Origin of the sequence: Cellvibrio chitinivorans (genome assembly GCF_035117775.1) — a bacterium.
In the GTDB taxonomy this organism is placed as follows: Bacteria; Pseudomonadota; Gammaproteobacteria; order Pseudomonadales; family Cellvibrionaceae; genus Cellvibrio; species Cellvibrio chitinivorans.
In genome coordinates this window covers 636,000-650,405 of the sequence record NZ_JAYKKN010000001.1, presented here as the reverse complement: position 1 = coordinate 650,405, position 14,406 = coordinate 636,000, and the positions used below count along the sequence as shown (strand labels likewise).

Genomic DNA, 14,406 nt, shown 5'->3' with positions numbered 1-14,406 from the left:
GTGGCTAATTGCGTTGATTTTGCGTCTAACTGGCCGTCGTTTTGGTGGTTAAGGTCGACATCTCACCCTGCGGGATCGGCGGCGAGGTCGGCCCGACCGCACAGGTGTGCATATGGGTGGCAAACATAGTTAAGAAGCTGGTGCCCTTGATCAGTGGCTCGCCGCCGCTGCCGCCCAGCGCGACTTGGCTGCCTTCAATAGTGATCATGGTGCCTTTCACGGTTAACTGGCCGGCGGCCATGGTGATCTCATTGCCGTTGGCGTCTTTAATCACTGTGCCGCTCGAGTCCATCACCATGCTGTTGCCATTGGCATCTTCGAGGGTGACGCTATTGCCTTGAGCATCGAGCGTTAGCGTGGCGCCCTTGGCATCGGTGAGGATCACTGTGCCGTTTTCATCTACATTCAGCTCCGCCCCTTTGGGGTGGGCGAGGCGCAGCTTTTCCTTGCCGGATTCATCGTCAAACTGCAACACATGGCCAGACGGCGTTTTGATCACACGAGTGGTCGGCGGCGATTTTTGCGCCTCGGTCGGGATCGCCTCGCTCGGCTGCCAGAAGACGCCCACCCAGATCGGCTGGTCTTTGTTGCCCTCTTCAAACTCCACCCACACCTGCGCTCCCACCTCGGGGATCATAAACACACCCTGTTCCGCCAGACCGCCAAAGGGCGAGCAGGGCAGCGCCCAAAAAGTCTCTTCGCCGCTGAACACCGAGGGCACAGTTACCTTGACTCGGCCGAGCTTATTCGGATCCTGATTGTCGGTCACAAAGCCGCGGTACTTGCCGTAGTAGCGCTGCTGGCTGTGGCGGACGAGTTGTTCCAAAGCATTGGGCATGGGTCTTAATCCCTTTTGGTTAAATCATCAAACAATCCACTTCAAAAAATGGCCGCGAGCGGATTGCTCAGGCTGAGTAGGTCATCGCCATAGGCATTGCGGGCGACCTCAAAACTCTGGCGATAGCCGCTCATATCGAACTTGTGTTCCACCTTGGTCACATACCAGCGGCCGCCGTAGCGATTGCCGATACCGTCGATACCCACCGGATCGCCCGGCAGCAGCACATGGCCGTAGAGCACGCCGTCCAGCTCGCCGGTCGCCTTGATCTTGAGCGACTCGCTATTGGCCTGCGCCTGCGCCCGCTGCTCGGCCTGATTGGGGCTGCTCACACCTTCGCGGCTCAGGCGCCAAGCGAACTCATCGCTGCCGGGGTTGGCGCTACTCACCGGTGTGGTACCGAGCAGCGGCAAGTTGGGCGTCACCCGCGAGGGGCTGGTGGTCGAACCTGAATCGCTGGCGATTTCATAAATCACCGCGTCCGGGTGGTGGCCGTCGTCATCCAGATCAAAGCGAATACAGGAGGTGGAAGTTCCCGCATACACCAGAATGCTGGGCTGGGGCTTGCGCTCAAAACGCGGCGCGCCGAAGTACAGCTGGCCGGCGCGGAAGAACAAGTCATAGGCGTTTTCCTGCGCGCGCTTGGCCAGAAAGCGGATGTCGGTTTCGTTCTGCTGCACCACCAGATCGCTCATGCCTTGGCCGGGCATATCCAGCGGTAGCAAACCCGCTTCAGCCAATATCTGCTGGACGATTAAGGCATCGGTCGTGGGCGCTTCATCGCCCCAGCGTTTGTCGCGCTGGTTGCGGTCGAGCAGCAGCGAAGTGTCCTGACAGGTGACGGTGACCTTGGCCGCGCCTTTCTGCTCGGGAAATTCCACCCGCACTTGGCGGATATAACCGCGAAACACCTCATCTTCGCGCACGCCGAAGCTGGCCAGAATCTGGATGCTCTGCCAGGGCCGGATACGCTCGTCGTCGTGCACGCTCCACTGATCGCCCGCGACGCGGCGGGTTTCAAATACCAGCGTCGCCTCGCTCGCCTCGGCGTTGTTGAGCACTGCGTTCACCTCCACCAAGCAGTAGTAGAGATCGGCAATTTCCAGCCCGGCGATGCGGATAATGCAGCTCGCCGGCGCGCGGATGAGATCGTTCAGCCAGTCCAACATATCAAGCCTTGCCCTGCGGAATTAGAATTACCCGCCCGACGTAATCCGGCCCCAGTAACTTGTCGGCAAACAACAGCTGCGGGTTGGCGTCGATAATGCGCCACCAGAGCCGATCATCGTCGTAGTAGTGCCGGGCGAGGTGGTCGAGCCGGTCGGTATCGGTGATCGTGTGTTCGATCACCCCTTCCAAGGTCGTCACCGGCCGCGCGCGCAGACCGCGAAACACGCCTTCCTGCCCCTGCGGTTCAAACAACCGACCGCCGTTGTAACGGGATTTTTTCACTAACATCGCCGCCTCCTTGTTGATCACAGTTAACTACACTGACCGACCATCACCACCACAACTCTCGCCACTCACGACGCTTTGTTATCAACCAAAAATACGCCCCAATACACTGGCAGGGGTGGAGGCAAAATTCAGCGCCGCACCCGCCGCCATACGCACTCGCTCCACCTTAAAGAAGGGGTTGTTGCCCTCAATCACCTGAAAGCTCAGGTTGACGTTGGCGCGATAGGGTTTGAGATTGGGCAGATGCGCCACTTCCTCGACCTGCACGCTGGTGAGAAATACCGGCAGCACATGGCTGCCCCAGACCAGCAATAACACCGAGGGATACTCGTCGCGCGCAAACGCACGCGCGCTGCCCAAACCCAGACCCGCCAGCATTTGCACGCCACCGGGCCCCTGGGTTTTGGGTTCCACCATGGCGCGCAAAGTATCCAGATCCGGCTCTACCCCGAAGTCGTTGGCGACTGCGTGGGCAGGGTGGTTGATATCGCCCATGCGGTCGGTGGCATCGACCAGAATATCGAGGCTGAACTGCTCCGGCTCCACACTCACCCCCTGCGCCACGCGGCTGGTTTCGGAGGGGAAGTTGAAGTCGTAACCGCCCTTGGTGCCCGGTGCGCTACCCGTGGTAATAGTGACCGAGCGGGTGCGGCTGAGGGATTCGGGGTTGAATTCAAACTCCAGTACCAGCGGCGGCATAGTCAAGCCGTACTCCACCAGTGCGCCCTTGGTGACATTGGGAATCACAACCGACCTCCTTGCGCCAATTGGCGCTGCGCACTAGTAATCAGTGCCTGCGCCAGTTGGCGGGCGATGGCCAGATTGGTCTGCTGGCAGGAGAGCGGCAGCGGCGGCAGATCCAGTCGCGCCAGATCCCCCTTCGGCCATTCCAGCCGCATCAACTCACTGCGCAGCAAGCGCACTATGCGGTGTTTGCGCGCACCAAGGCTGGCGGGCAACTCCAACGTAAGGGAGGTGATATGCACATCGGCCGAGGCAGTTTTCGGAGTAGCTTTCATCTCAACTTACCTCCAGATGATCGGGAATATAGGCCGCCAGCGCGCCCAGTTGGCTGGCGGGCACACGGCTCTGCTCTTTTGCCAATTCGCGGTGAGCGGCAAGGGCGATGCAGGTGATATCGATGGATGTTTGCTGCGCCGCAGCGAGATAAGCGGCGTGGAGCGCGGCATTGCGGATTTGTCCGCCGCTGAAATTCACCGCTGCGGCGACTTGGGCTAAATCCAGCTCCGCTGCTAGCGGTGCGCGCGGTGGCAGCAAGCCGCGCCAGAGTGCGAGCCGCTGCTCGGCGTCGGGGCGCGCGAACTCCACCACGATTTGAAACCGGCGACAGAAGGCTTTATCGATCTGGCTGCGCAGATTGGTGGTGAGCACACAGGGGCCGTCGTGATCTTCAATGCGTGTGAGCAGGTAGCTAACTTCCATATTGGCGTAGCGGTCGCGCGCCTCGCGCAGCTCGCCGCGCTTGCCCATGAGCGCGTCCACCTCGTCAAACTGCAAAATCACCTGCCGGCCGTGGGTCGCATCAAACAGACGGCCGATGTTTTTTTCCGTCTCGCCCACGTATTTGCTCACCAGCGCGGCCAAGTCCACGCGAAACAGCGGCCAGCCCAACTCCTGCGCCAGCACACTGGCGGCGAGGGTTTTGCCGGTGCCCGATGGCCCGGCAAAGAGCGCCACCGGCCCGCCCACTTTTTGCCCGCCCCAGTTATCCACCACTTGCTGCTGGTGCTCGATCCAGTACAAAAACTCGCGCAGCAGATTTTTTTGCGCCGGTGGCAGAATCAGTTCATCCCAACTGGCGCGCCGTTTGACTGCGTAGGCACCGGGTGGTGCGCAGTCCTCCAGCGACCAGCGCATCAGCCGCGAGAGCGATAATCGGTCGGGTAGCAACGGCGAAAACGGGTCGCTGCTCTCGCGCTGGACCAGACCGCGCTGCTCCAGTTTCCACAGGGTTTTGCGCGACTGTTCCAAGAGTTCGTCGGGCAACCCCAGCAGTGAAATGAGCAGCGCCTCACTGGGCGCTGGCTGGCTGCTGTTTTGCAGGTTTTGGTAGAGCCAGCCCACGCGCGGCAAGACTTGCGGGGCGATGATGCAGGCGAGCAGATCCTGCGCGAGCAGATCGCCGCCCAAATCCAACACCTGCCAAAAATCGCCCTTGCGCCACTGGATCACCGCTTGCTGCGCCTGTTTAAGATCGCTCAGCAGCGCCTCGCCCGGCCCCTCTTTGGCGTTGAGTAAACACAGACATAGCAGCTCGATACGCTGCCACTCCACCAGATTGCCCAGCAGGGGCGGCGCGGCCTGAGCGGCTTGTTCGGCCAGCATTTCGCTATCTAGGGCAAGCGACTGGGTCATTCGGTCGCCTCCCGGTAGAGGGTGATTAACAGGGGATTACTGCGCAGAGTGATGCTGGGGCCGCCGCTAAACGCTTGATAGCTGCGCACCGCGTAGAGCAGTAATTGCCAGCGCGCGGCATCGGTCAGGGTCAGCGTGGGCAGATCAATGGTCGGCAGACCGACGGGGATGGATTCCGGCTCTATCGCCGCCGAACTGATAACCAAGTTGCCGCCATCCGCCTCGTTCCAGCGCTCATCCTGCCAAACTTGCCATTCGAGGCTGATCGACGCGCCCGCCTGACCAGCGACCCACAGGCGCGGTTTGACTGTGGCCGGGTCAACCGCGTCCACATCAATACTCAGCACACTGCTACAAGCATCGCCCTCCACCCAGCAGATCACCGGTGTCCAGGCCGGATTGGCGCTATTGACCGCGTGGCGGCTGACCGGCAGCGCGCGCAAACTGCCCGCAAAAGGCTCAAAGCGGCGGCGCATATCGGCGCGGGTTTCCAAGCCGGTAAAACCGACGCGCGGCGGTTCACCGCGCAGGTTGGTGGGCATAATCGGCGCGAGCGAAACCTCGTAAATCACCGAGGGGCGATAGCTGGTATCGCCCTGAGTCGACCAAATCTGGTTGAGCTGCTCTTCGCTTGCGGGCACAAACACCACTTGCAGGCGCAACTGCTCAGTGCCGATAGTCACTTGTGGCATTAGCCGATGTTCATTGAAGTAAGACATCACCATGCCCAGCAGACGCAAATCCTCCAAACCCTGATCCTGATCCAGCTTGGTCATACAGGTCACCAGCACAAACATGCGTATGCGCCAAGGTTCGTTGGGGTGTACACCGGCCTGAAAACCCGAGGGTTCAAAGCGATAAAAAAACAGATTGAGGCGATTCTCATCGGTTTTGCTGGCGATATCCGCCGGCGACCCCATGGAAATACTGATCTCGTGGGTATTGGCCTGAATACCTTCTTCCAGCCCATCGACCAGCGCTTTGCAGGCGAGATACAAGGAGGAGTCCGGCAGCGCCATTAGAGTGTCCTCAAAAATTGGCGGCTGTCCGCGCTGGTGATGGCATCTGAGATTTGCGCTTTTTTCCCAACGTCACTCGGGCGCTGAGCGGCTGCCTGAGCAGGCGCACTATCTATCACCCGAATACTGACCGCACCGATCCGCAATTGCGGCGCCGATGGTTTTTCTAGCGCAAGGCGCTCGGCCAAAACACTTTCGCTTAACAGCCGCTTGCTGCAATGAGGTTCCGCCATAGATACCTGCGGCTGTGCAGATTCGTGCGCAGACCGTTCGCCCTGGCTGGTGCTGGCTTCGCTTGTAGTGGGTTGGCGAGCACTGGTTAAATCCGGCGCAGGTGTTAAATGCTGCTTGTTAAATATCGGCCGATTAAGTTGCTGTTGATTAACAGGTTGTGAGTGAAATACCGGCTGATCGAATGTCGGCGCGCTGCGTGTGCTAATTCGCAGCGGCATTTTTTTTGACGCTGATTGAATGACCTTGGTCGGTAGCACGGGCGCTGGTGCTGTTACTGATTGTGTTAGGGGTTGTGTTGCTGATGTCGCAATTCGCGCTTGCTTATCCACCAATGTACTAGCGTTATTGGCAACGACATGAGGCGCATCAGTTCCACTGGGGTTAACCATCGCCGGCTGAGCAACAGGATCAGAGAAATTCACAGCCACACGCGAGTTGTCAGCGGGCGTCGATGTGTTTGCAGATAATTTGTGCTGTGAATCCTGAGCGCTCGAATTGAGATGTGTATCTGTTACAGGTGACAGCATTTGTTGCACAGACTCTTCTAATTCAAATGCTGGACGCGCATGTGAATCATCAGGCAAAGGAGTCAGCGCATCGCGAATAATGCGCGCAAAAAATCCTTGCTGAAAATTATTGATTTTACCGCTCACAGTGCCGCGCCTCCCTCATTGCTCCAGCGGCTAATCCCGCGTGCGCGTTCAAGTCGCTGCAAATAGGCCATGCGCCGCGCTTGTGGCAGCGCGAGAATTTCCTGTTCGCTCCAGTGATAATTGGCCGCGAGTTGATGAATTTGATCGAGCAGTTCATCCACCGGTTTGTGCATACCGCGATACCAATCCAATTGCACCTGATGTTGCGTTCCACATTCAGGGCAACTCAGTTGCAACTGTTCGGCAATTTCCGGCGACGCCTGCTCCAGCGCCGATTCAAGCGCGACAATATGTTCATCGCTGAGATGATTAATTAACGCGGCAGAATTTTCCTGCAGGATTAATCGCTGCAACAGTGCGCGGCGCAGTTGCGTTGCATCGCGCGTGGTTAACTGCGCGATAAATTCCTGATCGCTGCCGCGCGGAACACGCACCTGAATTTCATCTTCACCATTTACTGCCGATGACAATCTAAAACGAATCTGCGGAAAGTTTTCACCCGCCGGTTTTATCGGCAGTTCCGCCCATTCAAGCGGAAAATCGTAGCGCGCTTCACACTCTGGGCAGTGCGCACTCAACCATTCGTAATCACTGCCACCCGCAACAAACAAACGCCATTGCAATAATAAAAAATGGCGGTCGGCCACACAGAGTTCGCGCACCAGCGCCAAGCCTTGCGCCACACTTTTTTCATCGCTCTGCACAATGGTGTGAGTGGCGATGCGTGCGAGCACGGTGGTTAAAAATTGGCTGATCCAGAGTGGATGCGTATCCTGATTGGCGCGGCAGTCGTGCAGCAAATCTTGCAAGCGCAATTCAAGCGCGCCGGTAATCGGGCGAAAACTAAAATCGCACAGGCGCTGAGTTTCGCCATCGACTTCCATGATCAATCCGCCGGGCAAATTCACGAATCAATTCTCCGCGGGTTCGTTGACTGAGTTGTCGCGCTCCCAACCTTCGTGCTGCAACACAATGCTTTGAATGCCCACCGCATTCATGGTGCCCGCATCAAATTCCGGCAGCGCTTGATACTCGGAAACCCAGGCGCGATACACCTTGTAAGAAATCGCCACTGTGCCTTGCAAGTTCAATACGTTGAGCACTATGTCTTTGCGAAAATCTTTCAGCGACATGCCCGAACTGCCCTGAATGTTATTCACCAGATTGGCCCAATTTTCAAATACCGGATCGTGGGTTAATCCCTGCTCCAAGGTAATTGCTTCATAGCTGGTGCCACCGGGTAATACGCGCTCGTGTGATGGGTCACCGGCGGTGCGCCACTTGACTGCCTCAGTGGTTTTTTTCAGCACGCTCATTTTTTTTAAACCGGCAACGACCTTGCCGTCGATAATCACTTGAAACATAAAAGTGCGATAGGGATCGTAGCGATGCGCATTGACCGAGAACATGGGTGCGGCCATTTTTTCTCTCCTGAAAATATTTAAAGTGCGGAATTAAAAAATAAAAATCCTGCTGCCGTACTAATCGATAATTGCCAATCGATAACTACTGATCGACTATTGCTGACCGACTTTTTGCTGTAAGCGCAGGATCACAAATTCCGCCGGTTTCAGCGGAGCAAAACCCACCACAATAATCACTTGGCCGCGATCTATATCGCCTTGCGTCATAGTGTCGCCCAGCCCGCAGCGCACAAAATAAGCTTCATCGGCAGTCTTGCCTTGAAACGCGCCCGCGCGAAACAGGCCATTCATAAATGAACCAATATTGGCGCGCAGTGAACTCCACAGCGGATGATCATTAGGTTCAAATACCGCCCACTGAATGCCGTTAAAAATACTTTGCTCGATATAAATTGCCGTGCGGCGCACAGGCACATAGCGCCATTCAGGATCGGCTTTGGTAGCGAGTGTGCGGCTGCCCCAAAATACCGGGCCATAACCGGGGCGTTTGCGAATGCAATTCACGCCGAGTGGATTGAGAAAATCCTGCTCCAAATCTTCAACATCGTAGGCGACACCCGCAACATTAATGCGCGTCTCTACACCGGCAGGTGCTTTCCACACGCCGCGTTTTCCATCGATTTTTGTCCACATACCCGCAGCAATTGCAGAGGGCGCAATTTGAATGGTGGTTGCCGCAGTGGGATTGGTATCCGCATTGAATAAGGGATTATTAATCGTCACCCAGGGATAAAATAAAACGGAATAGGTGGAGGTGGGCAGCCCAAGACCATCAACATCTGAAGCGCTATCTAACTCTTCATTTTCAATATCGATAATGGCTACACGGCTCATTGTCGCTTCACAGTGAGCGATGGTCGCGTCAACAATATCGGAATTATCTGGATAAAATTTTCCCGGCAAAACGATAATTGAAACATCGGAAACTTTGCGCAACACATTGTCGTACAAAGATTGGTATTCAGTGACGGTTGCAGCTGAACCTGCCGCGCCATCGGCTATATCCGTAAATGCGCCCGCTGCATGCATTGTTGGCAAAGTGGTTGAAAGCACCTCCACTGTTACCAAACGCGATGAAGCATTTACGACTTTTTCAGCAAAATTATCCGCAGTTTCTACCAGCGATAATCCTTTAAAATATTCGCCAATAATGGGAACAAACTCTGATCCAATTTGAGTCCCAATTGCCAAATCAAATCCTGCCCCATTTGCATAAACACCAACACCTAAATTATTTGCCCATTCACCCGGGCTTGATGCTGTTATTTTTAAAACAGGTGTTGCATCTTTATTGATAGTGAGGGTCGCCGCTGTCGGAGAACCGCCCAACAGACGACAAATGTAAGCCGCTTTTCCGCCATTTTGATAAAACGCACGCACGGCTAATGCCGTTGCGTCAGTTTCACTTTGAATGCCGGTGCGCTGATTAAAATCACCAAACTGCGCGACATATTCATCCCAGGTACCGATCAAGGTTGGCGTATTAACCGGCCCGCGAAAGGTGGTGCCCACAAATGCCGTGGTCGAGGTGGATACACCTTCGATAGGTTTGGAACCGCTGGGAATTTCTTCGATGTAAACACCGGGGTGCAGGTAACTGGGCATGAGCGCTTTCTCCGTTTTGTGCAGAAATCGGAAAGAAGCAGAGACGAATGCGATAGTCGTCTGGCAGACATCCTTCTGATTCAGACTCGTTTATGAAATGGATAAACCAAACGGACGTGCAACATGCCAAGAGAAAGGCGACTCACACATCCTTGAACGATAAAGACAGCTAAAACAACACAACTTTTAATAATTTCGACGACAAAATAAATATTTTGATGACAGCGAATAGCGTGAGTTTTGCAACGACAATGACAGTAAAGGTGACAACAAAAGCGACAACAAAAAACAGCGGGGAAAAATACGTTTGTTTGTGAACTGATTATTTTATGAGCTAGTTTTTTCTGCTTGTCAAACTCCCTCTTTGGTGAATATTCACATTGGCATCGCAATCATTTTTTTACCGATCAACGGAATATTTTGTTCAGGCAAGTGGGAAGCATCTACACATTTTTTTGGCACAAATTATTTACTGCGGCAGTTCTGCATTGATATCCGCAAGCGAGATTCGGGTGCGCGCTTTGGTGCTCAGGTTTTGCAGATGTTTGAAGGCATCCTGCGCCAGCCAGCTGACTGACTCATCGGTGTGATTGAGCAGCGGTTCGAGCGCAACCAGATGACTTTCATTGCCAGTGGCGCGCAATGCCAAAAGTGCATCCAGCAGCACACTGGTGTCGCTGGTTTGCAGTACCGGCAAGAGTGCGTTGGCGGCTCCGGCGTAGTGGGTTTTGGCGAGGGTTTGTAGGGCGGCGCGCTGGGCGAGGGGGTTATCACCGGCCAGTGCTTGCGCAGTTTTATTCACAAAATCATCCAACAGTTGGTTGTCGCCGCGCAGCGATAACACCTGCGCTATCACTCGTTGTAAGTCCTTATCCGTCTGATTCCGGTACAGCTCGATCAGCTCTTGGTTGCTCAGCGCAGCGGGATTTTCGGCCAAATCCACAACAACCTTGCAGGCGAGGGGAATCGTTTGGGGGATGCTATTTTCGCCCACAAAGTCGCGCAGCTTTTCACCCAGGGTGCGCGGGTCGCCGATAAATCGGGTACTTAAATCCTTGCGCAGTTGCTCTATATCCACCGCCGGTGCCGCAGCTTCTGTTGCGGCCAGCGCAAGCTCTGGCACCCTGTTGATCGCTAAGTGATCGCGGTTATCGCTCCACCTCTGCAAACCAACATGCGCGCCATAGCCCAGCGCCGCGCCGATACAAAGGGCGAGCAATAAATGGTGGCGATGGTAGCGAGGCGGGTTCATAAATTTCCTTTAATCAAATTACTGAGCTGTTTTACTGAGAAGGGATCACTGGTAGCTCGGCGACTATATCGGCGGTGGCCAACTGGGTGCGGGCGCTGTCGCTCAGGTTTTGCAAGCTGCTGCTCACATCGCGCGCCAACCAACTAACGGCTGGGTCAGGGTCATTCACCAGCGCATTCACCGCGTGCAAGTGGCGCTGGTTGCCAGTGGCGCGCAGGGCTAAAAGTGCGTCGAGTTTTACGCCTGTGTCCTGATCCTGCAGCAACGGGGTTATCAGATTGGCCGCGCTGGCGTAGCGGGTTTTAGCCAGTGCAATCAACGCCTGCTGACGCTGCTCCGGTTGGTCGCTATGCAAGCGGGTTTCGCTGTTGGCGATTTGCTGTTCGAGCAGACGATTATCGCCGCGTGCAGCCATCACCTGCGCTGCTACCCGCTGCAACTCGGGGTTGCGTTGCTGTTGGTAGAGGGCTTCGAGTTCATAGTCGGGCAAGAGCGCGCGGTTGTCGGCCAGATCGACCAGACTCTTGCTGGCGATAGCGATATTGGTGCGGCTGGAATCCTGCGCCAGCAAGTCGGCGATTTTTTCCGAAAGCGCGCGCGGATCGCGTTCCGACTGAGTACTCAAATCGCGCAACAGACTGTCACTGTCGGGCGCAGCAGGAACGGATGCTTGATTCTTATCCACAGCGGCGGGCAGGTTTTGGTCTTGGCTCGCCCGCGCGGATGACGTTGGTTTTGCAGGCTGACCTTGGGCGAGGGAGGCAAAATCCCCCGCAGCAAAAAAGCGCGCATCTTCCAGATCGGCTTGGCTTTGCTGAAGCTGTAACTCCAAGTCCAGAATCCGGTTTTCCAGCAGGCTAATTTGTTGCTGCGAATGCTCACTATCATCGACAAACACTTGCACACCAAAGACCAGCGCAGCGCCAAAACTGGCGGGTAGCAGCCATTGGTAGATGAGATCACGACTGGGGCGCATAGCTATCTCCCGTACGGGTATCGTGGATGAAGAAAAGGGGCAGAAGATCTGCCCCTTTGTCATTGTCGATAACTCAGAGATTTCCGTAGCCGATAGCGCCGTTGCAGTGCAGCCACTCGCTCATACCATTACCGCCGCCGCAGCTGCCGTTTTGGTAGACGCCAGTGTTATAGCTTTGCGCTTCTGACTGGCGCACCGAGCCGTTGACGCTGATGTAATCCACCTGCACATCGCGGCCAGTGGCATCGTTGGTGTACTCCACCACTGAACCGCCGCTCAGACTGGTGGTTGCGGTGTAGTTGGTCATGGTGGTGCTCAGCGTCCAGGTCTGTACCGCCGTGTTGTTCACTTTGAGGGTGATGCTTTCACCGCCAGCAACGCCGCGTGCACGTACTACGATGGTTTTGCTGCCGCCCGATGGCGCCGAGCTTGAGCTGCCACCGCCGCTCCCACTGCCAGAGGCAACAGTGATATCGGAACTACCGGTACTTTGGTAACCCTCGGTCGCCATTACCTGATAATCGTGATTACCCAGATTCAACCCCTTGCTCGCCCAGAAATTCACGTGGTTGGCAAAGGTGATAGTGCCGGAAATATTGCCGAAGCCTTTTTTCGGATTGCGCACACTGAAGTATTGGTAGAAGGTCTGGGTGCCATCGATAGAAGGCTGTTGCACGCGCTGACAGCGGCGCACGTTGTAGGTCGCGCCATCACTTTGGAAGCTGCCGTAGTCAGTACCACCGGAACAGCTAGCCGGATTGTAAGAACCGTAGCTTTCGATGATGTAGTACTCGATCAGTGGATTGCGCGTCCAGCCGTAAAACGCCAGATATGAGTTCTGGCTACTGCTAACACCGTAGTTGCCCGAGTAGTTCAACACGCGCGAACTGCTGCCCGGATTCCAGCCTTTACCGCCCACCCAGTTGTTGGTATTGCTGGTCCACTGCGAGGTATAACGGCCGCCCGACTGCAAAGTCATGGACGCACTGCCCGAGTCTTTCCAGAAGGTGTAGTAGAACCCGTTGTTGGTGCCGGTTGAGTTGGAGTTGAGGGTTTGTGCACTTGCCGCAGATGCACACAGAACACTAGCGGCACCAAGTGCCATCATGGTTTTTTTGCCAATCAATTTCATTATTAGAGTCTCGTGAATGCCACTCAACCAATACCGCCTATAGAGGAGGTGGACTGTTGAAGGTTGATCCCGTCTATTGCAGACAGGCGTCATTGAGCGCCAAACAGAACTGCTGTTATTGTTAATACCACCCAGCGCCCAACGCATACTTGTATACATCTGGATTTATATATTGTCAAACAAACCATAAGCATATAGTCAAACAAACAATAAAGTCTGATTTATATGATGCGGGCTAGGTAAATTGAAGCGACCGAGGTGGGAAATTTGGTTACAGCTCAGGAAATGGAATGGAAAAATGGGATGAGTAATCCGCAATAAAAAAGGCAGCTAAAACTTAGCTGCCGGAGAAGAAAGTGAAAATGTTTAAAGACACTCGCAAGAATCCCCTTAAACACTTGCGATTATAGACGCTTTAATCTACTTGCCTATGCGGCAAATTGGCGCAGGCTCGGGTCAGTTATTAAGGCTGCACTCTGCCGCTGCCTGAGCATAGCTCCGACCATTACTCATAAAGAAGGTAAAAGTGTTGTTAGTAATAACCGCTTCTCGCTGTGAATTGGTTGCTGAAGGAGAGAAAGTAAACTTTGCAACTGTACTCAAGGCAACCTTATCAAAGACTCCGGCAGGTGACGATTTAACAACTCGCGCATTTTTAGGGCGACCATCAGAGTCAACAATAAACTCCACATTGGCACAGCCTTCGGTCCCACTGCTCAATGCTCGTGAAGGATATGGAGGCGGGACTTTTTTAGGAATCCACATACTAACGTCATCACTGGCAAGATGTTTTAACTGGGATCTATCAATGTCAATTTGTTCAGTAGTAATCACTTGGGACTGACTTGCACAGCCCGATAACAAAAGTAAGAAGAGAATATTTTTTCGCATCATTTGATCCATCATCTGTTTATTAGAAGTTATCTAGTTTAAAGACAAATCTCACAGCACCGCAACCAACCCAAATAAACTGACGACCAATAACGCGCAGCCAATCACCCGATAAAAAATAACTGGGTCGGCATTGACCAAATGCTTGTGAAATTTCAATCCAAAAAAATGCCCGACGAAAGCGGCTGGCAAGAGCCAGAGATGCGCTTGCAATTGCAAATCCACCCCGGCAATCAAAAACGCCACCATCTTGATACAGACCAAAATAAACCAGAGCACAAACAGGGTATCGCGCAATTTTTCGCGTGCGACATGCGCCATGTACACACTCATGATCAACGGCGCGCCAATTAAAGACGTACCGCTAATGTAAGCGCCGAGCGATAGAAAAATGCCATCGCTAACCGGGTGTGAACTCTTGAAGGGTTTATTCAAAATATAGGTGATGGAGTAAACCGAAATAATCGCAAAAATAATCGCGCTCATGATGCTCGCCGGAATTGTGAGCAAACCGGCAACCCCTATCAACTTGGGAATAATCATGATTT

Annotated in this window: 16 protein-coding genes; all 16 read right to left on the bottom strand. The window is 54.5% G+C overall.

Going from position 1 to position 14,406, the window contains the following annotated elements:
- Positions 1 to 25: 25 nt before the first annotated feature.
- Entirely contained in the window at positions 26 to 838 is an 813-nt protein-coding gene (locus SPL68_RS02815) for a phage baseplate assembly protein V (RefSeq protein WP_323813546.1), read from the bottom strand.
- 41 nt (positions 839 to 879) lie between these two features.
- The gene (locus SPL68_RS02810; protein WP_323813545.1) at positions 880 to 2,007 is read right to left on the bottom strand and encodes a phage late control D family protein; all 1,128 of its coding nucleotides are present in this window, start codon (positions 2,005 to 2,007) and stop codon (positions 880 to 882) included.
- A gap of 1 nt (position 2,008) precedes the next feature.
- Positions 2,009 to 2,296, bottom strand: coding sequence for a hypothetical protein (locus SPL68_RS02805; RefSeq protein ID WP_323813544.1), 288 nt, complete (start codon positions 2,294 to 2,296; stop codon positions 2,009 to 2,011).
- Between the two features lie 81 nt (positions 2,297 to 2,377).
- The gene (locus SPL68_RS02800; RefSeq protein ID WP_323813543.1) at positions 2,378 to 3,043 is read right to left on the bottom strand and encodes a CIS tube protein; all 666 of its coding nucleotides are present in this window, start codon (positions 3,041 to 3,043) and stop codon (positions 2,378 to 2,380) included.
- Complete coding sequence (locus SPL68_RS02795) at positions 3,040 to 3,315, bottom strand: hypothetical protein (RefSeq protein WP_323813542.1); 276 nt, start codon at positions 3,313 to 3,315, stop codon at positions 3,040 to 3,042. The genes SPL68_RS02800 and SPL68_RS02795 overlap by 4 nt, the downstream gene beginning before the upstream one ends.
- Position 3,316: 1 nt before the next feature.
- Positions 3,317 to 4,591, bottom strand: a complete 1,275-nt coding sequence (locus SPL68_RS02790) for an ATP-binding protein (RefSeq protein WP_323813541.1) — start codon at positions 4,589 to 4,591, stop codon at positions 3,317 to 3,319.
- A 77-nt stretch (positions 4,592 to 4,668) separates the two neighbouring features.
- Positions 4,669 to 5,691: a Pvc16 family protein gene (locus SPL68_RS02785; protein WP_323813540.1), complete on the bottom strand. Its 1,023-nt coding sequence runs from the start codon at positions 5,689 to 5,691 to the stop codon at positions 4,669 to 4,671.
- Positions 5,691 to 6,578: a hypothetical protein gene (locus SPL68_RS02780; RefSeq protein ID WP_323813539.1), complete on the bottom strand. Its 888-nt coding sequence runs from the start codon at positions 6,576 to 6,578 to the stop codon at positions 5,691 to 5,693. Before SPL68_RS02780 ends, SPL68_RS02785 begins: the two co-directional genes overlap by 1 nt.
- Positions 6,575 to 7,486 carry a T4 family baseplate hub assembly chaperone gene (locus SPL68_RS02775; RefSeq protein ID WP_323813538.1) on the bottom strand — a complete coding sequence of 304 codons (912 nt, stop codon included), beginning with the start codon at positions 7,484 to 7,486 and terminating at the stop codon, positions 6,575 to 6,577. The genes SPL68_RS02780 and SPL68_RS02775 overlap by 4 nt, the downstream gene beginning before the upstream one ends.
- A gap of 3 nt (positions 7,487 to 7,489) precedes the next feature.
- Entirely contained in the window at positions 7,490 to 7,999 is a 510-nt protein-coding gene (locus SPL68_RS02770) for a phage tail protein (protein ID WP_323813537.1), read from the bottom strand.
- A gap of 96 nt (positions 8,000 to 8,095) precedes the next feature.
- Complete coding sequence (locus tag SPL68_RS02765) at positions 8,096 to 9,607, bottom strand: phage tail sheath family protein (RefSeq protein ID WP_323813536.1); 1,512 nt, start codon at positions 9,605 to 9,607, stop codon at positions 8,096 to 8,098.
- Between the two features lie 469 nt (positions 9,608 to 10,076).
- Positions 10,077 to 10,859, bottom strand: a complete 783-nt coding sequence (locus tag SPL68_RS02760) for a HEAT repeat domain-containing protein (protein WP_323813535.1) — start codon at positions 10,857 to 10,859, stop codon at positions 10,077 to 10,079.
- 31 nt (positions 10,860 to 10,890) lie between these two features.
- Complete coding sequence (locus SPL68_RS02755; protein WP_323813534.1) at positions 10,891 to 11,835, bottom strand: HEAT repeat domain-containing protein; 945 nt, start codon at positions 11,833 to 11,835, stop codon at positions 10,891 to 10,893.
- 73 nt (positions 11,836 to 11,908) lie between these two features.
- Positions 11,909 to 12,967, bottom strand: coding sequence for a glycoside hydrolase family 11 protein (locus tag SPL68_RS02750; RefSeq protein ID WP_323813533.1), 1,059 nt, complete (start codon positions 12,965 to 12,967; stop codon positions 11,909 to 11,911).
- Between the two features lie 456 nt (positions 12,968 to 13,423).
- Complete coding sequence (locus tag SPL68_RS02745) at positions 13,424 to 13,861, bottom strand: energy transducer TonB (protein ID WP_323813532.1); 438 nt, start codon at positions 13,859 to 13,861, stop codon at positions 13,424 to 13,426.
- A 48-nt stretch (positions 13,862 to 13,909) separates the two neighbouring features.
- Positions 13,910 to 14,401, bottom strand: coding sequence for a sulfite exporter TauE/SafE family protein (locus SPL68_RS02740; RefSeq protein WP_323813531.1), 492 nt, complete (start codon positions 14,399 to 14,401; stop codon positions 13,910 to 13,912).
- Positions 14,402 to 14,406: the final 5 nt, after the last annotated feature.

Coding starts and splice junctions, on each gene's coding strand:
- SPL68_RS02745 (WP_323813532.1), bottom strand. CDS start 13,861: ATGATGCGAAAAAATATTCTCTTCTTACTTTTGTTATCGGGCTGTGCA.
- SPL68_RS02770 (WP_323813537.1), bottom strand. CDS start 7,999: ATGGCCGCACCCATGTTCTCGGTCAATGCGCATCGCTACGATCCCTAT.
- SPL68_RS02805 (WP_323813544.1), bottom strand. CDS start 2,296: ATGTTAGTGAAAAAATCCCGTTACAACGGCGGTCGGTTGTTTGAACCG.
- SPL68_RS02755 (WP_323813534.1), bottom strand. CDS start 11,835: ATGCGCCCCAGTCGTGATCTCATCTACCAATGGCTGCTACCCGCCAGT.
- SPL68_RS02760 (WP_323813535.1), bottom strand. CDS start 10,859: ATGAACCCGCCTCGCTACCATCGCCACCATTTATTGCTCGCCCTTTGT.
- SPL68_RS02810 (WP_323813545.1), bottom strand. CDS start 2,007: ATGTTGGACTGGCTGAACGATCTCATCCGCGCGCCGGCGAGCTGCATT.
- SPL68_RS02750 (WP_323813533.1), bottom strand. CDS start 12,967: ATGAAATTGATTGGCAAAAAAACCATGATGGCACTTGGTGCCGCTAGT.
- SPL68_RS02765 (WP_323813536.1), bottom strand. CDS start 9,607: ATGCCCAGTTACCTGCACCCCGGTGTTTACATCGAAGAAATTCCCAGC.
- SPL68_RS02785 (WP_323813540.1), bottom strand. CDS start 5,691: ATGGCGCTGCCGGACTCCTCCTTGTATCTCGCCTGCAAAGCGCTGGTC.
- SPL68_RS02740 (WP_323813531.1), bottom strand. CDS start 14,401: ATGATTATTCCCAAGTTGATAGGGGTTGCCGGTTTGCTCACAATTCCG.
- SPL68_RS02795 (WP_323813542.1), bottom strand. CDS start 3,315: ATGAAAGCTACTCCGAAAACTGCCTCGGCCGATGTGCATATCACCTCC.
- SPL68_RS02815 (WP_323813546.1), bottom strand. CDS start 838: ATGCCCAATGCTTTGGAACAACTCGTCCGCCACAGCCAGCAGCGCTAC.